The sequence below is a fragment of the Aquimarina sp. AU119 genome (genome assembly GCF_900312735.1).
GTDB classification, from domain to species: Bacteria; Bacteroidota; Bacteroidia; order Flavobacteriales; family Flavobacteriaceae; genus Aquimarina; species Aquimarina algiphila.
Map to the genome: position 1 here is coordinate 68,962 of NZ_OMPF01000024.1, position 16,736 is coordinate 85,697.

At 32.1% G+C, this 16,736-nt stretch carries 16 protein-coding genes; 6 read left to right on the forward strand and 10 right to left on the reverse strand.

Annotation, left to right across the window (positions count from 1 at the left end; all coding sequences use genetic code 11):
• Positions 1 to 97: 97 nt before the first annotated feature.
• From nusB to yajC, 3 genes are read left to right on the forward strand one after another with little or no spacing between them, the layout of a single operon-like run.
• Positions 98 to 1,009, forward strand: a complete 912-nt coding sequence (nusB, locus tag DK442_RS21705; protein WP_109438261.1) for a transcription antitermination factor NusB — start codon at positions 98 to 100, stop codon at positions 1,007 to 1,009.
• Positions 1,010 to 1,058: 49 nt separating this feature from the next.
• Positions 1,059 to 1,538 carry a DUF1573 domain-containing protein gene (locus DK442_RS21710; protein ID WP_109438021.1) on the forward strand — a complete coding sequence of 160 codons (480 nt, stop codon included), beginning with the start codon at positions 1,059 to 1,061 and terminating at the stop codon, positions 1,536 to 1,538.
• Positions 1,539 to 1,542: 4 nt separating this feature from the next.
• On the forward strand, positions 1,543 to 1,836 hold the full coding sequence (yajC, locus tag DK442_RS21715) for a preprotein translocase subunit YajC (protein WP_109438022.1): 294 nt from the start codon (positions 1,543 to 1,545) through the stop codon (positions 1,834 to 1,836).
• An 84-nt stretch (positions 1,837 to 1,920) separates the two neighbouring features.
• Here the strand turns inward: yajC and DK442_RS21720 are convergent, their stop codons facing one another.
• Together DK442_RS21720 and pepT are read right to left on the reverse strand one after the other, a co-directional pair.
• Positions 1,921 to 2,799: a mechanosensitive ion channel family protein gene (locus DK442_RS21720; RefSeq protein ID WP_109438023.1), complete on the reverse strand. Its 879-nt coding sequence runs from the start codon at positions 2,797 to 2,799 to the stop codon at positions 1,921 to 1,923.
• A gap of 126 nt (positions 2,800 to 2,925) precedes the next feature.
• Positions 2,926 to 4,161, reverse strand: coding sequence for a peptidase T (gene pepT / locus DK442_RS21725; protein ID WP_109438024.1), 1,236 nt, complete (start codon positions 4,159 to 4,161; stop codon positions 2,926 to 2,928).
• An 89-nt stretch (positions 4,162 to 4,250) separates the two neighbouring features.
• On the opposite strand from pepT, the gene DK442_RS21730 reads away from it, so the two are divergent.
• Positions 4,251 to 5,279: a quinone-dependent dihydroorotate dehydrogenase gene (locus DK442_RS21730; RefSeq protein ID WP_109438025.1), complete on the forward strand. Its 1,029-nt coding sequence runs from the start codon at positions 4,251 to 4,253 to the stop codon at positions 5,277 to 5,279.
• The gene (locus DK442_RS21735) at positions 5,280 to 5,912 is read left to right on the forward strand and encodes a LysE family translocator (protein ID WP_370444676.1); all 633 of its coding nucleotides are present in this window, start codon (positions 5,280 to 5,282) and stop codon (positions 5,910 to 5,912) included.
• 58 nt (positions 5,913 to 5,970) lie between these two features.
• Here DK442_RS21735 and DK442_RS21740 read toward each other — a convergent pair whose 3' ends face one another.
• Entirely contained in the window at positions 5,971 to 6,150 is a 180-nt protein-coding gene (locus DK442_RS21740; RefSeq protein ID WP_109438026.1) for a hypothetical protein, read from the reverse strand.
• Between the two features lie 175 nt (positions 6,151 to 6,325).
• Positions 6,326 to 7,063, reverse strand: coding sequence for a LytTR family DNA-binding domain-containing protein (locus DK442_RS21745; RefSeq protein ID WP_109438027.1), 738 nt, complete (start codon positions 7,061 to 7,063; stop codon positions 6,326 to 6,328).
• A 57-nt stretch (positions 7,064 to 7,120) separates the two neighbouring features.
• Here DK442_RS21745 and DK442_RS21750 point away from each other — a divergent pair, with 57 nt between their 5' ends.
• Entirely contained in the window at positions 7,121 to 9,058 is a 1,938-nt protein-coding gene (locus tag DK442_RS21750) for a histidine kinase (protein WP_109438028.1), read from the forward strand.
• A 280-nt stretch (positions 9,059 to 9,338) separates the two neighbouring features.
• Here DK442_RS21750 and DK442_RS21755 read toward each other — a convergent pair whose 3' ends face one another.
• The 6 genes from DK442_RS21755 to DK442_RS21780 all read right to left on the reverse strand — a co-directional run bounded on the left by DK442_RS21755 (position 9,339) and on the right by DK442_RS21780 (position 16,576).
• Positions 9,339 to 9,818, reverse strand: a complete 480-nt coding sequence (locus DK442_RS21755; protein WP_109438029.1) for a hypothetical protein — start codon at positions 9,816 to 9,818, stop codon at positions 9,339 to 9,341.
• A 24-nt stretch (positions 9,819 to 9,842) separates the two neighbouring features.
• Positions 9,843 to 10,526, reverse strand: coding sequence for a hypothetical protein (locus DK442_RS21760; RefSeq protein WP_109438030.1), 684 nt, complete (start codon positions 10,524 to 10,526; stop codon positions 9,843 to 9,845).
• A gap of 51 nt (positions 10,527 to 10,577) precedes the next feature.
• Positions 10,578 to 11,831, reverse strand: a complete 1,254-nt coding sequence (locus tag DK442_RS21765; protein WP_109438031.1) for a hypothetical protein — start codon at positions 11,829 to 11,831, stop codon at positions 10,578 to 10,580.
• Between the two features lie 9 nt (positions 11,832 to 11,840).
• Complete coding sequence (locus DK442_RS21770; RefSeq protein ID WP_109438032.1) at positions 11,841 to 13,097, reverse strand: OmpA family protein; 1,257 nt, start codon at positions 13,095 to 13,097, stop codon at positions 11,841 to 11,843.
• A 31-nt stretch (positions 13,098 to 13,128) separates the two neighbouring features.
• Positions 13,129 to 13,482, reverse strand: a complete 354-nt coding sequence (locus tag DK442_RS21775; RefSeq protein ID WP_109438033.1) for a hypothetical protein — start codon at positions 13,480 to 13,482, stop codon at positions 13,129 to 13,131.
• Positions 13,483 to 13,831: 349 nt separating this feature from the next.
• Positions 13,832 to 16,576: a response regulator gene (locus tag DK442_RS21780; RefSeq protein ID WP_160114290.1), complete on the reverse strand. Its 2,745-nt coding sequence runs from the start codon at positions 16,574 to 16,576 to the stop codon at positions 13,832 to 13,834.
• Positions 16,577 to 16,736 lie beyond the last annotated feature (160 nt).

Genomic DNA, 16,736 nt, shown 5'->3' on the forward strand with positions numbered 1-16,736 from the left:
TTTGCAGGGCAAAAGTTAAAATGACTTTTGCCCTTTTTTAATATAAAGTTCTTTGTAATTTTCTATGTTAACCAGAAGACATATTAGAGTAAAAGTTATGCAGTCTCTCTATTCGATAGAGCAGACGCAAAGTGACAACCTAGGAAAAGAAGAAAAATTTCTTCTTTTCAGTATTGATCAGATGTATGAATTATTTCTTATAAATATTCAACTACTGGTAGAAATTAGAAAACAAGCTACTGACTTTTTAGAAAAAAGTCAAAAAAAATACCTTGCTACTTCCGAAGAAAAAAATCCAAATACCAAATTCATAAACAACGAAGTATTATTGTTGTTAGAGAAAAATATTGAGCTCAAAACAGAGCTTGAGAAGAAAAAGATGAATTGTTGGGAATTGGATGATGAGTATGTAGCTATATTATGGAAAGAAATTAAAGAAAGCGATATCTACAAAACATATATGAGTACAAAGCTTACTTCGTTTAAAGAGGATAAGGATTTTGTACTAGATATTTTTAAGGAAATCGTAGCGCCCAATGATAAACTCTATGAATATATAGAGGATAAAAAATTAACATGGGTAGATGACTTACCTTTGGTAAATACTTCAATTATCAAAATGCTACGCAAAATCAAAGCCTCGCATGATGAACATATGGTATTGCCAAAACTATACAAGGATGTAGATGATAAAAAGTTTGCTATCGATATTTTTAGAAAAACAACACTTAATGGAGCAGAGTTTGCTAAGGAAATTGATGGTAAGACCCCAAATTGGGACCAGGATCGTATTGCAGAACTAGATAAAGCAATTATAAAAATGGCCATTTGTGAGTTTGTAAAGTTCCCGTCGATCCCTGTAAAAGTAACAATTAACGAATATTTAGAAATAGCAAAAGAATATAGTACTCCTAAAAGTAGTATTTTTATCAACGGGATTTTAGATAAAATCTCCAAAGAGTATAAAGAAAACGGCAAATTAAACAAAGTAGGCCGTGGACTTATGTAATATTAGAAAAAATAGTATTTTTAACCTCAAATAATTAAAAACCCAAGTAATGAAAAAAGGAATCTTAATTTTGGCCGGAGCTTTTGCGATGACATTTGTTTCTTGTAAAGACAATGCGGCAGAAAAAGTTAAAGAAGAAAATGTAGAGATAGCAGCAGATCGTGATGCAAAAAACGCAGATTTTCCTGTAATGACTTTCTCAGAAATCGAGCACGATTTTGGAACTATCAATGAAGGAGACGTGGTAGAACACAAATTTGCATTTACCAATACAGGTAAAGCTCCATTGGTAATAGTAAGTGCAAAAGGTAGCTGTGGATGTACAGTTCCTGAATGGCCAAAAGAACCAATCGCTCCAGGAGCAACAGGAGAGATGTTGGTTAAATTTAATTCTAATGGAAAACCAAATCAGCAAACTAAGCAAGTTACTATAACTGCTAATACTGAGTCTGGTAAAGAAACACTTAAGATTAAAGCTATGGTTACTCCAAAGGCTAAACCTGTAAGTGGAACACCAGTAAGCGAATAATTTTATGGATCAAATTAAACAATTTCTACCTTTTATATTAATATTTGTGGTGATGTATTTCTTTATGATTCGCCCACAGATGCAAAAAGCAAAAAAGGAGAAAAAATTTGCTGAAGAGCTTAAGAAAGGAGATCGCGTAGTTACAAAAAGTGGTCTTCATGGAAAAGTCTTTGACTTCAGTGAAAAAAACAATGCTGTTATTATTGAAACAGGATCGGGTAAACTAACTTATGATAGGTCTGCAATTTCATTGGAGATGAGTCAAAAATTAAACCAACCGGCTGCGGATAAGAAGTAATAACTAGCCTACTTGTTAAAAGCGCGATAAAACTAGTATAGTCTTATCGCGCTTTTCTATTTAATAAAAAACAATTTTAAAAGGTTAACTTTTCATGGTGACAATTCGTTGTGGAAGAGGAGCGTCATAATTAGCCTTACCCAAAGCTTCAACGATTCTTTGCCTTGTATCCCAATATACATCCCAATAATCATCACAAGTCGAATACGGCAATGCTAATAGCTCTACACCATTTGGTCCCAGATTGTTTACAGCTACTCTGGGAGCAGGATCTTGCATTACTTTATCATCTTCTTGCATAACATCCAATACAATCTTTTTAGCCTTTTCTATATCAGACCCATATTGAATTCCAAAAGGCATATCGACTCTAAGATTCCCAATAGTAGTAAGATTGGTAATTGTTCCTGCAGTGATTGCTCCGTTAGGGATGATTTCAGTTTTGTTCTGAAACGTTTCTAAAATAGTAACAAATACAGAAATTTCTTTTACAAATCCTAATTTGCCTCCTGTCTCTATAAGATCTCCAACTTTAAATGGTCTAAATACAAGAAGCATAACACCAGCTGCCATGTGACCTAATGAACCATTAAAAGCTCCCCCGATTGCTAATCCGACAGCAGCTAATAGAGCCGCAAATGTTGCGGTAGGAATTCCTACTATACCAGCTATCGAAATAAATAACAGAACTTTTAATAAAAAATTGACTAGAGTTACAAGAAATGGTTTTAAAGTGTGATCTACTTTACTTTTATCAAACCCTTTTTTGATCGCTTTCATGATCATTTTTACAATCCAAAGACCAATAATTAGAGCAACAATTCCTCCGACAATTTTTAATCCATATTGTCCTACACCTTCTTGTATAGAATTAAAAAAACCGGTGAGAGAACCCATAATAGTATTTCCCGTTTCTGCAGTAACATCTGCTGCGGTATCCAAAACTTTTTCTGTACTTTGCATGATTTATATGATTAAATAGTTAATAAAATAAATCTACTACAATCATAAAATCACCTAAGGCAGGGTATCTCAATAAAAATGAATAAAATCGTCTAAAGTAAATAAAAACCGATAAATCGTTTTATTTTACTTATTAGTAGTTAACTCTGCAATTTTAACAATCACTTCTACAGCTTTGATCATACTTTCTACAGGGACATATTCATATCTTCCATGAAAATTATGCCCTCCTGCAAAGATATTAGGACAAGGAAGCCCCATAAAACTCAATTGAGATCCATCTGTTCCTCCCCGAATGGGTTTTATAAGTGGAGTGATGCCCAAAGCTTTCATAGCTTCCTCGGCAATATCAACAATATGCATTACAGGCTCTACTTTTTCTCGCATATTGTAATATTGATCTTTAATTTCTATAGATATCACTTCTTTTTCATGCTGTGTATTAATTTCTGAAGCGAGTTTATTCATTACTTCTTTTCTTGCTTCAAAATGTTTTTTATCATGATCTCTGATAATGTATTGTAATTGAGTTTCTTCCACATCACCTTTTATATTGTGTAAATGAAAGAACCCTTCTCGTCCACTGGTATGTTCTGGAGTTTCCATCCTTGGTAAGGAATTGATAAAATCCTGGGCGATATACATACTATTAATCATTTTTCCTTTAGCATACCCAGGATGTACAATCTTTCCTTTAACGGTTACTACTGCGCCTGCAGCATTAAAATTTTCATATTCGAGTTCACCTATTTGACTACCATCCATAGTATATGCCCAATCAGCTCCAAATTTGGTAACATCAAATTTATGCGCACCACGTCCAATTTCTTCATCTGGAGTAAAACCAATTCGTATTTTTCCATGTTTAATTTCAGGATGTTGGATGAGGTATTCCATTGCGGTTACAATTTCAGTAATCCCCGCTTTGTCGTCTGCTCCTAATAAGGTAGTACCATCAGTAGTAATCAATGTTTGACCCTTATATTGCTTCAAATCTTCAAAATACTCTGGTGAAAGGACTATGTTTTGTGATGAATTGAGTATAATATCTTTACCATCATAATTTTCTATAATCTGTGGATTTACATTTGCTCCTGTAAAATCTGGGCTAGTATCAAAATGAGATATAAAACCAATTGTAGGAACTTCATGATCTACATTAGAGGGTAAAGTCGCCATAATATATGCGTTCTCATCTATAGTTACGTCTTCAAGACCTATAGTTTTTAACTCTTCTGCTAATTTATTGGCGAGATCCCATTGTTTTTTTGTGCTGGGAGTGGTATTGCTTTCTGGATCACTTTCAGTATCAATAGTTACATAACTAATAAACCGATCAATGATATGTTGTTTTGAAATCATAACAATCAATATTTTATATATCTGAAGAATTCAAAAATACGTTTTTATTAGAACCTTGTATGACTTATTTTTGCGCAAAATTATATTTAATGTATAAATTCCTCATACGTCCTATATTATTCTTATTTGATCCAGAAAATGTGCATCATTTTACTTTTAAAATGATTAGAATTTTATCCAAAATTCCTTTAATGTCATCTGTTTTTAGAGGAATGTATAAGGTTAATGATCCCAGATTAGAAAGAGAAGTGTTTGGGTTAACATTTAAAAACCCCGTTGGGTTAGCTGCTGGTTTTGATAAAGATGCAAAATTATACAATGAGCTTCATAATTTTGGTTTTGGTTTTATAGAAATCGGAACATTGACTCCAAAAGGACAAAGTGGTAATCCTAAAAAAAGATTGTTTAGATTAAAGTCGGATAGTGCTATTATTAATAGAATGGGATTTAATAATGGAGGAGTAGAAGATGCAGTACAACGACTAAAAAAGAATAAAGGAGTTTTGATTGGTGGTAATATAGGAAAGAATAAGATTACTCCTAATGAAGAAGCAGTAGAGGATTACAAGATATGTTTTGATGCTCTTTTTGATCATGTAGACTATTTTGTAGTGAATGTGAGCTCACCAAACACACCTAACTTAAGAGCGCTACAAGATAAAGAGCCTCTAACAGCATTATTAAATACACTACAGGTAAAAAATAATCAAAAAGCTTCTCAAAAGCCCATTTTACTAAAAATAGCTCCGGATTTAACCGATGAGCAACTCATCGATATCATTGATATTGTCAAAGAGACCAAAATAGCAGGAGTTATTGCAACTAATACAACAATTTCACGAGAGGACTTAAATTCTGATGCTAAATTAATAAAAGAAAATGGAGGGTTAAGCGGTAAGCCATTAACAAACCGTTCTACAGAAGTTATTCGGTTTTTATCAGAAAAAAGTAATAAAGCCTTCCCGATAATTGGAGTAGGAGGCATACATAGTGCTCAGGATGCTATAGAAAAGATAGAGGCCGGGGCAAGTTTAATACAATTGTATACTGGTTTTATTTATGAGGGGCCCAAGCTGATAAAGGATATAAATAAAACATTGCTACGCAAAACCATATAGATGGATATAAACTACGACATTCTCTATACATTTATTATTGCGTCTACAGCATTAGCAATTTCTCCGGGTCCAGATAATATTTATGTACTCATGCAGAGTATCGTAAATGGTAAGAAATACGGATTTGCGACCGTCATGGGATTAATGTCAGGGTGTTTTGTGCATACTACTTTAGTAGCATTTGGAGTCTCAGCAATAATTAAACAAAGTGCCTTGTTGTTTTTTATCATAAAACTTTTTGGTGCTTTATATCTGTTTTTTCTTGCATTTAGAGTATTTCGAAGTGATGATGCTTTGAATTTGGAAGCTGAAACAGTAGAAAAAAAGAGTTTAAGTCAATTATTTAAACAAGGATTTATTATGAATGTTCTAAATCCAAAAGTCTCTATTTTCTTTTTGGCATTTTTTCCAGGATTCTTGTTCAGTAAAACGATAAGTAATGTAGTACAGTTTTATGTCCTAGGTATACTGTTTGTAATTACCGGAATTTTTGTTTTTGGATCTATAGCTGTCCTGGCTGGTGCAATATCCGGCTATTTAAAAAAGAGTTCAAAAGTTGGAGTGGTTTTAAAATGGCTTCAGATTATAGTATTTATTGGAATTGGAATTTTTATTCTTCTTTCTGAAAAATAAAAAATAGACTGTCTTAATTTTAAGAGAGTCTATTTTTTTCTAATAAGAAAGATTTCTTTTAAGCTTTATCGTCTTCGCTTTCATCCTCTTTGCAAGGGTGCAGTATTCCATTTTCCCAACAATACGCGTTAAAATCTCCAGCACCATTTCCTCCACCAGTTCCACCTCCTTTAAGAGTAGTTAATTGTTTTCTGTTTAATTCTTTTGCTCCTTCTAAATTTAAAATGCTTTTTAACATAATGGTTTATTTTTCGAAAATTAGATTATTTGCGATCCTTTAGAGACATTCACAATTATGTCTATCATAACCTACTGTCAGTTGTAAGATGATATTCAAAATTAGATTGAATTAAGGGTGAATAAATAAAGAAATAAATAAGTAAAAAGGATTTTAAGATAAGCGTATAGAGTTATTATTTAAGTGTATCTAAGAGATAAGATAATTGCTCCCTATTTCTAAAAGCAACTTGAATCTTATCCCCATTTGTCAAAATAATCGTTTCTTTCCTAAAAATGGAATCAATATGAGAAGTGTTTATAAGACAAGAACGGTTTACTCTAAAAAAACCACGACTAGACAGTAATTTGTCATAATGCTTCAAGATATTGTTTGCTAAGATTTCTTTTTTGTCTTTTAAGACAATGGTTGTATAGTTTCCGTCTGCTTTACATGAAATTATTTCTTCAAGAAATACAGATTTATAATATTGACCACTTTGTATAAGAATTTTTGAGTTCTGCTCTCGTATAAATTCTTGAAAGTGAACGTATTTATTGTGATTACTATGGCGAGACTTGACTTGCTCATATCTGCTAATTACCTTTTCAAGAAGTATAGGATCAATTGGTTTTAACAAATAGTTAAAGGCAAAATGCTCCATAGCTTTTTCATAATAACTATCATATGCGGTAATAAAGATAACCTCAAAATCTTTAGAGTGTATCGCATCTAGAATTTCAAAGCCCATGCCATCGTCTAAATGTATATCTAGAAAAACCAATTCTGGAGAAGAAGAAGAAATAAGAGAAATACCCTCTTTAACAGTTGTTGCCGAACCTACAATATTTAGCTCTAAAACATTTTTTTTCAGAAGTTTAGAGAGATAATTTGATGCATCAGTATCATTTTCAATAATAACAACATTAATCATAAAAATAAATGTAAATTCGTGCACTAAATTTATGTTTACCGCGCAAATAATACAACCTTGAAACGACTTTTTTTTATTTTTGTTTTTGTATTCTTAAGTTTTGATTCTTATTCCCAAGAAATACTTTCTCAACATACTATTGATACTATGTCTTTTGGAAAATTTAATCGAGTTTATCTTGACTCGATTAAATATAGCTTAGAAAACAACAGGTCTCTTAAGGGATGGACAAAGTATTATACCTTTAAAAGCTATGTTCATTTGTTTAAGCGAGAAAATGATTCTGCTCACTCAGATGCAAAAAAGGCTATAAAAGTATATGATTCTCTTGAAGTTGGGTACCTTGGATCTGACGAAACCATTCATAGAGCATATTATATAAGAGGTTTGCGAGAGTACTTCACTAAAAAACCAATTACTGCATTAAAAACCTTATACAAAGGTTTAAGCTATGCTACAAAGTATCCAAAACCACTCGACCAAAAATCATGGGAATTTTACATTCTAGAACGTATTTCTATCATACATGTTGAATTAGGGGATACTGAGTTGGCTCTTAAAGCTATGCAGAAAGTTGCAAGTGACAAGACGGTTCTGGGTCGTAGGTATGAAGGGGGTAATAATCGAAACTACATTGGTGTTTTGTTTAAAGATTTAAAAAAATATGATTCTGCAAAGGTTTATTTAAAAGAAGCTTTAAGAATGTATAATGATACATCATTACTCGATAATGATAATTATGATAAAGACTATTTTTTTAGAAGTCAAATTGTAGCGCTAGATGCTCTTGGTGATATTGCGTTGTATCAAAATCAAAAAGATTCGGCATATAATAATTTTTTAAAAGCGAATAAAATTTTTTCTGACCAAGAGTTAGTCAATTCTGATTTATTACCTAGCATCGCTAAACTAGAATCGCTGACAAGCTATGGCTATATTCTTTTTTATCAAAATGATCTCAATAAGTCTGAGGCTGTATTAAACCAGGTACGGGATTCTCTGAGAAAAAATTATAGTTATAGTAGAGATGAAAGGGATTTATATGTAAGAGTATGTGATTTTATGAATAAAGTGTACCTTAAACAAGGGGCATACGAAAAAAGTACATCTACTTTAAGCGAACTGAATGAATACCTTATTGCCCATAATGAAAAAAGTATAGCAAAGCAACTACAACTATATGCTTCTGAATTTGAATTAGAAGAAAAAGATGAATCGATATCAAAACTAGAGGAATTAACAGAGCAACAAACCACCATCGTACAACAAAAAAATATAATTAATTGGGTGCTTGGAGGATTGTTTCTTTCATTTCTAATATTAGGCGTTGTATTGTTCAGACAAAATAAATTAAAAAGTAAATATAAAACTACAATTTTAGAACAACGTTTACTTCGTTCACAGCTTAATCCACACTTTTTGTTCAATTCATTGGGTACAATTGTTTCTTTAACCTCAAACGAATCTAAAAATGTAATACCTTATACTTTAAAATTGAGTAATCTATTACGATCCATATTAGAAAATTCCAGAGAAGAGTTTGTTTCTTTAGAAGAAGAAATACAAACGGTGAAGGATTACTTAGAGCTGCAATCTAATTTTTCTCAAAAATTTGATCATGTAGTAGAGATCGATCCAGGGTTGAATGTTCAGAATATTTTGGTGCCTCCTATGTTTATACAACCCTTTGTAGAGAACGCGATAGAGCATGGTATTGCAGCTGTTAAGGATGGTGAAATAACATTAAAGATTATCATGGATGATAACGAAAAACTAATAAAAAGTAGTATCATAGATAATGGGGTTGGTTATGCCAAAGGACAGGAAATAAAAGCTAAAAACTCGGGATATGAATCACTATCAGGTTCCATCTTAAAAGATAGATTTAAAATATATTCAAGATCTTTTAAGGTTGATGCGAGGTTTGATGTTATTGAAAACACCGATAATAAAGGGTCTAGGGTTGATGTTTATCTTCCATATATTTTGGAATGATCTTATGTAAAGATTGTTGTCTAAAAAAAGACTAAAAGGTAGGAGTAGTTTTAAAACGGCTTCGTATTATTGTTTTTGTTAGCATAGGAATTTTTATTCTGTTTTCTAGGAAATAGGAATAACGAAATAAAACCAAGACATCGCAGCCTTGGTTTTATATAGATAATGTAGTGTAATAGGATTCTATTAAATGATCAACAAGTTGCTAATATTATTTTCCCTTATCAAAGTGTTTCATCACAGCATAATAATCATTAATGTAAATCCCTTTTGACTTAAGTTAATTTTTTAGATTGTAATATTCTTTGACCTCTAGAAAATTGGAAAAATCTACACTATTTACATTACTGCTCTCGACCAATATAAACCTAAACCTTAGATTTTGAGCAAAAGTAGAGCGTAAGGTAAGTTGTCCAACTTCAATTCGGTCAATTTCTAAAGCTACATCCGTAGCAAGGGAAAGTGGTAAAGTTTCCCAAAAAGTATTACCAGGTACTGTAACATAACCATAAACAAAGCCTGTGTCGAATATTTCTTGTGTTAATTCTGGAATATCAATGACATTATTTCCTATTTCTAGATCAAAATCATCAATTGTAACATTAACTACGTTGGCATTACCATCTTGTCCGTTAACTCCTTGTTCACCTTGTGGACCAACTGGTCCAATGGCACCATCTTCTCCGTCTGAACAACTAAATGTGAATAAAACAATAAGGATTAAAAAAATGTACTGTGATTTTACTTTTTTTGTTTTCATGATGTAGAATTTTAATTATTTATATTAATTGATTTGATGTAAAATACTCCTGGTAACTAATCTTCCGTTTGATTTTCGAGTTTCTTCTTTGACCATACCCACACCTTCTGAAATCCACTGTTTAGAATAAAAAGTTTTAGCCATGCCCATAGTCAAGGTATTTGTATAGGTAATGACATAACAATCAAAAGTTCCCGCAGGAGTGGTAATCTCCTCTTTGGCAATTACTTTTCTGTCAGACATAGTTGTGGTTGTATTGATATTCATAATACCAGCATTTACTGACATATGTACAGATGCATTAGGAAGCTCCTGGTCTACTTCAAGATGATTGGGGATGGAGATATCATCACCTGTGATACTATATTCCATATCACTATATTGATCCAGTATTCCTGGTGCAATAAAAGATTCTGGATCCAAGTGAGTAGTTCTGCCCGAACAACGAGCTTTAAATGATGAAGAAATGATGTGTTTATTATTTCTACCATCTGTTAAGTCCATTGCAATAGTAATGATACTTTGCCCCCCAGTACTTTCTACTTCTTTGACTCTATACTCGCTAATGATTTCAAGATTTTCTCTTTTGTCATACTGGTATATGGTTAATTTTTTACCTTCTTGAGTAGCATAAAATTTGCTACAGTTATCCTGGGCATATGTCGATGTTAACATCAACAATGCAATTAGTATTAAAATGTTTTTCATGAGTTTATATTATTGATGTAATGTGTTTAAAGAGATTTTTCTCTCTTGAAGTTATCGGTTAAAATAGATTGAAATGATCTCATTACTTTGATCAAAAATATCATAGGTTCTATCGATTGAACTTTTGATATAATCTTCATAACCATTGTCGTTTGCTAAATCAATTATGTCGGCAGAATGAGAATCGAATTTAGAAGTGTCCTCAAAATAGTTCTCAAAACCAGAAAGACTTTCGGGAAGTTGAGGTACAACAAAAGTCTTATCTTCATTATTTGGAATTGCAATAAACCATTCTAAATCTTTTTCTCCTTCTCTAATCATTTCAGTATATATATTGCTAAAAAGGTAATTCCCAGATGTCTGTAATTGTAAATTTTCTGAGCTCGAATCATAGTTAAAATCCCAATCTGGTCTTGTGATAGATATATCATCGGGAAAAGTGCTTGATCGTAATGTTTTACTATGATTTGAATTTGGGTACTCTCCGTCATAGTTAACAATGTACTCATCAATACCTGTTGTGATTTGTAGGCGTTCAGAAAAATTACCTCTTAGATTTACAGTATAATTATTTTCATAGATACCAAGCACCCTAACAGATGAGAAATCGGCTTCATCATCTACAACTATTGGCATGCTCGAAGCTATTGTAAAATCTTCGAGTGTTAATGTCACATCATCTGTTTCTTTATAATTCTCTAACCATTTGTAGGTAAAGGTTGCAGGAGTTGTACTCGTTCTATACTCTATTTTAAAAAAAAGTTTAGAGGCAGAGGCTTCTTTGTTGTATGCAAATGTTCTTGTTATTGTTCCTGAAGAAGGATCAATATCGTTAGTGCTATCAGAAATACCTCTTAATCCATCAATAAAAAAACTGTTTACCTGTATATCAGATGTTAGAGATAAGGTGACCTTTAAAGTACCATTTGAAGTAAGGCTTCGATTAGGAGCAGTACCTTTACTGCCAACAGGTACATTTTTGATGGTTGAGAGACTTTTATAGCGATCTGTTTCTAGCAATGTAGTCAGCATAAAACTACTCGCTGAATATCCTTTTGCGGTCAGTTCATAAACCCCTGGAATTTTATTGGTTTCTATACTAGTTAATAACTCACCATTAGCATCGTTGGCTATAATCATATTGGGTAAACTGTTTACACTAAGATTAGAATAATCAAATGTCGCTAATACGATTTCTTGATTTAGATCTATTCCAGGGTTGTTGTCATCGCTAGAACAAGACAGGAATGTACTTATTGATAAACAAAATAATAAGGTGTATACAATGTGTTTTGACTTCTTCATGAGTTAAGTTTAAAGTTTTACAAATTCGACTCTTCGGTTTTTTGCTTTTCCTTGTGCTGAATTATTATCTGCAATTGGATTTGCTTCCCCTTTTCCTTCTATTTGGATTCGACTAAAGCGTATATCATATTGCTCAACAAGCATCATTTTAACAGCCTTAGCCCTTTGTTCAGATAATGCTTTGTTCGTTTCAGCATTTCCATCTGAATCTGTATGACCTATAATTTTTATTTGCATATCTGACACACTTTGTAAGGCTTTAGCGACTTCTTTGATGACAGTTTCAGAGCCTCCAGTGATGGTAGCAGACCCTGTTTTAAAAAGGATTGCATTGGTAGATAATCGTCCTTCTGTGACAAGTTTACTTCGATTGTCTTCTCCACTTTTGGCAATCTTGAAATTAGAAATGTATACTTCGTCTTTGTCATTGGCATCTCTCAGTCCTTTAGTATGAATTTTAAATACATTAGCCCCTTGCGGAACCAATCTTGGGACATCCACTATTTTGTTTTCGTTCATCCAAACCCGCATACGTGTTTTATTAATAGCGATAGCAATATGTGATTTTCCATCTATTTGAGTACGATAATCTTTGCCTATAGCATTGCGAATTTGACGTTGTCCATTTGCTACTTTTTCTACAACTCCTGGGGATTCTATAAATTGGCAAGGCGAAAGCTCTACCATACACCAGTTTTTTGATCTTTGAAAACCTGTATTATCTTCTAAAAGAAGTCTAATCCAAGCCTGAGAACTGGTTTTTTTATCTAATCCTTGGGTAAGAAGATCAAACTCGATCGTATAATCCTCTGGTAAAGCTTCTTTAGTTGTTGGAACATACTTGGAATTGCCACCTAAACGAAACCATTTACTATTATTGATGATTACAATTTCGCCTGAACCATTTGTATCCCATTTGACAGGGAAATCACCTTGAAGATCGTTTGTGAAATTATCTTGAAAAACAATAGTATTCCCGGTTACAAAATCCGAAGCTCGATTAATTTTATACCCTTCTGAACTTATGATCGGAGCTTTATCTTTTGTTTCTTTTTGTTTTTTGTTTTTCTTCTTTTTTCTTTTCTTTTTAAAAATTCCGTCAAGACCTTTATCGGTTTTTTTTTCTGTTTCTCGCTCTACACGTCTTTCAACAGTGCGTTTTGCAGCTTCTTCGGCCTTTTTACCTAGCCTCTCTAATAATTGGGCATTACTTGTTGTAATGCTCAATAGTGCAACAAGAATGCAAAGTGTTTTTGTAGTGTTCATCTTTTTTTGTTTTTTATTCCCCCTATAGTTTTTAATGATCTCTTTGAGCTTCTAATATTTTTTTCTCAATTGCTTTGCCTAATGAATCTTTTTGTTTTTGAGTAAGTTCTTTAGCTTGTAAGTAATACATGTTTTTATATTCTAATTTTTGTTCTGCAGGGAGGTCTGTCTTTTCTAGTAGTTCTAAAAAACCTATCGTTTTCCCATTCGTTTTTCCATCCAAATTTTCCCCAAACAAACCCGATAATACGTTTGTTTGCATATCCAAAAGGTTATCTTGCTTTAGATTATTCTTTTCTGTTTTGGTAGTGCTTGTTTGTTGAGCATTTGTTAATTGGATAGTGAAAAAGACTATTCCTAGTACTAAAATTTGTATTGTTTTCATGTTTTTTACTTTTTAAATTCCACTTTCTTAATTACTTTGTTTTTATGTATAATTTTTAACGTGTAGGTTCCAGTTTCTAAATGATTAATATTTAAGTATATATTGTTATTAGGGATGCGATTTATGTTGCCTTTATAGTTTTTTGATTTCTTATTCATACAAACACGATCGATACATCAGGTTTGGGATTTAGATGTGATGGTAAAACTAGAATATGTAAAAGCAGTTGATTATGAGGTATGTAACAAAGGCTATGAATTATGTAACATAGCCTGAATAGGGTGAATACCCCTTGTTTTCATAAAGGTTTTATTGCATTATGTTTTACTAAAAAGAGGAATAATAGCTATTAGCTATCTTTTATAGCGTACTCTGTTGGCGTACAAGCATACATTTCTTTAAAGCATTTAGTGAAATATGAATGATCATTAAAACCAACAGCATAGCCAACCTGAGATATATTGGTATCAGAACTTTGAAGTAGTTGAGCTGCAAGTTTGAGACGTTGAGATCTTACAAACTCTGAAGAGGTAAGACCTGTTAATGCTTTTAGTTTTCTATGCAATTGCATGCGACTCATGCCTATAGCTTTGCTAAATTCTTCTACACTAAAAGAAGATTCTATAAGCTGTTTGTCTAATACTTTCTGTACTTTATTTAAGAAATTCTCATCTATTGGAGTAATTGCTATATCCTTAGGAGTTAAAATAACTTCCTGGCTATAGCGCAATTGTAGTTTCTTTCTAATGGTTATAAGATTAGAAGCTTTTGTAGTGAGTATTTTTTGGTTGAAAGGTTTTGTAATGTACTCGTCAGCTCCAATCTGTAATCCTGATAATTCATTTTCTTCACCGGCTTTGGCGGTTAGTAAAATAATAGGAATATGACTGGTGCGTTCATCGTTTTTTAGCTCATTTGTAAGTTCAATACCATCTTTTTTGGGCATCATAATATCAGAAATGATAATATCAGGAATGTACTGCAAAGCTAATTCATACCCCTCCAAACCATCTTGTGCACTAATGACTTTATAGTGATTTTTGAAATTTTCCTGTAGTAAATGATTAAGATCTTTATTGTCTTCAACAATTAATGCGATAGGAAGTTCTTCATTGGTATGATCGGTATCAGTTTTGTTTGAAGAGGTATTAGTGACTTCATAATGATTCTGATATGGAGATGTATTATCTATATTCGTATTATCTTCTATAACTTTTGCATTTTTGATTGATTTCTTATCCAGAGATATAGATAGGTTAAAACTTGTCCATTCATTTAGTCTACTATCTACGGTTATATTTCCTTCATGCAATTTGATAAGTTCATTAACCAAAGCTAAGCCAACACCCGATCCTGATTGTTCACTATGCGTTTGATAAAATCGTTTAAAAACTAATTGACGTTGTTCTTTGGTTAGACCATCGCCTGTATTTTTTATATCGATAAAAAGTTTATGTTTCTTAATATGTGCATTAAATATAATGGATCCGTTCTCTGGAGTATATTTTATGGCGTTCGAAACTAAATTTGTTACAATTTTGTGTACTGCATCCCGGTCCAACCATCCTTCCTCTTCATGGTTATTAATATAGGTTAGGAAATTAATGTTTTTTAGGCCTGTGGCATATTCAAAATCTTTAATAATAGCATTTATTTGTTGCATGGGATGTACCTTTTGTAGGGATAAAGTCATACTACCAGCTTCAATTTTGGAAATGTCTAATAATTGATTGACAAGCTCAGAAATCCTATTACTATTATTCAATACCAATTCAAAATCAGATCGATCTTTATCTGTGAGGTTTTTATCGTCTAATTTATTTTGTATGGGACCAGATATTAAGGTAAGTGGAGTTCTAAGTTCGTGTGATATGTTTGAAAAAAAGTGTGACTTTGCTTTGTCAAGTTTCTTTAATTTCTTGTTTGTTTTTTGTCGATTTCGATATAATACAAAGAGAAAGATTCCGACTAAAGTAGTAATGCCCATTCCTCCCATATACAGATTACGCTGACTCTTTTTTTGTTGTTCGGCAAGTTCTTTTTGTGATTTTAACAGCGCTATTTCTTGTTCTTTTTTTTCTGTTTGATATTTGGTTTCTAACTCTTCTACTTTGTTTCTCTTGTTTATACTTACAGCAGAGTCATTGTAGATCATTGCTTTTTTTAGAAAGTCAAAGGCTTTTTTATAATCTCCTGTCTTTTCATAAGATTTATATATTACATCACTAGCTCCGGCTAATCTCCCAAAATCCTTATATTTCAAGCTTTCATATAATTTGATACTTAATTCATGATGATGGATGGCTTGTTTGTAATCTTCTATCATGAATAATAAATGACCATGTACCCAATTAGCATGGGCTTTTGCATTAGTTTCTTTTTTGTCTTTAACCAAATTATACCTTTTGTAAATATAATTGCGACTATTAACTTTGTCATTTTTTTTGGCATAAACATTTGCCAAAGCCCAATACAACTTGGCAAGAGAGGTAGAATCATTATTTTTTGTTAGTAATTCTGCCTTGTTATAATAGGTTAGAGCTTTGTCATATTCATTTTTAGATACATGTAGATCGCCTAATCGAATATGAGTATTAGACTGTTGTATTGTATCTTTTAATTGTATAGCAATATCCAGAACTTCCGTAAAATATTTTTTTATTTTGGTTAAATCTAATGAGTCCTGAACCTCTCTATATAATAAATTTCCAATATTATATTTTGATTTAAGTAATGTGATATTGATTATGTTGTTCTTAAAAAGTACAGAATCTACTTTTTGATAATATGCAATAGCCTCTGGAGCTTTCCATTTTATATAATTGATGTTACCAAAATTAAGATAAGACTCAGAGATAATGATAGGATTACTAATTTTTATCCCCACAGAAAGAGCCTGATGAGCATATGATTCAGCAGTATCAAGCTCTCTTATACGGATATGTTCCGTTGAAAGTTGATTTTGAATAGTACCTTGACTATCAGGATTGTTGACGATGTATAGTTGTTCTTTTAAAGAATCAATTTTATGATTTTGAGCGGCTATATGCGTATAATGAAATAAAAGAAGAAAGAAAATAAAGAAAAAGCGCATTGTCATGTATTTGATTGGTTTAGTTAAATATAGCAATTATAGGTAAATGAGGAGCTTAGGGGTGTGATATATGTAACCAATTGGTGTTACATATGCTTTAAGAGAAATATAGAAATACCTAATTACTTTCTAGTAATAATGGGTATGTTTTTAGGGCCGA

Coding starts and splice junctions, on each gene's coding strand:
- nusB (WP_109438261.1), top strand. CDS start 98: ATGCAGTCTCTCTATTCGATAGAGCAGACGCAAAGTGACAACCTAGGA.
- DK442_RS21710 (WP_109438021.1), top strand. CDS start 1,059: ATGAAAAAAGGAATCTTAATTTTGGCCGGAGCTTTTGCGATGACATTT.
- yajC (WP_109438022.1), top strand. CDS start 1,543: ATGGATCAAATTAAACAATTTCTACCTTTTATATTAATATTTGTGGTG.
- DK442_RS21720 (WP_109438023.1), bottom strand. CDS start 2,799: ATGCAAAGTACAGAAAAAGTTTTGGATACCGCAGCAGATGTTACTGCA.
- pepT (WP_109438024.1), bottom strand. CDS start 4,161: ATGATTTCAAAACAACATATCATTGATCGGTTTATTAGTTATGTAACT.
- DK442_RS21730 (WP_109438025.1), top strand. CDS start 4,251: ATGTATAAATTCCTCATACGTCCTATATTATTCTTATTTGATCCAGAA.
- DK442_RS21735 (WP_370444676.1), top strand. CDS start 5,280: ATGGATATAAACTACGACATTCTCTATACATTTATTATTGCGTCTACA.
- DK442_RS21740 (WP_109438026.1), bottom strand. CDS start 6,150: ATGTTAAAAAGCATTTTAAATTTAGAAGGAGCAAAAGAATTAAACAGA.
- DK442_RS21745 (WP_109438027.1), bottom strand. CDS start 7,063: ATGATTAATGTTGTTATTATTGAAAATGATACTGATGCATCAAATTAT.
- DK442_RS21755 (WP_109438029.1), bottom strand. CDS start 9,818: ATGAAAACAAAAAAAGTAAAATCACAGTACATTTTTTTAATCCTTATT.
- DK442_RS21760 (WP_109438030.1), bottom strand. CDS start 10,526: ATGAAAAACATTTTAATACTAATTGCATTGTTGATGTTAACATCGACA.
- DK442_RS21765 (WP_109438031.1), bottom strand. CDS start 11,831: ATGAAGAAGTCAAAACACATTGTATACACCTTATTATTTTGTTTATCA.
- DK442_RS21770 (WP_109438032.1), bottom strand. CDS start 13,097: ATGAACACTACAAAAACACTTTGCATTCTTGTTGCACTATTGAGCATT.
- DK442_RS21775 (WP_109438033.1), bottom strand. CDS start 13,482: ATGAAAACAATACAAATTTTAGTACTAGGAATAGTCTTTTTCACTATC.
- DK442_RS21780 (WP_160114290.1), bottom strand. CDS start 16,576: ATGCGCTTTTTCTTTATTTTCTTTCTTCTTTTATTTCATTATACGCAT.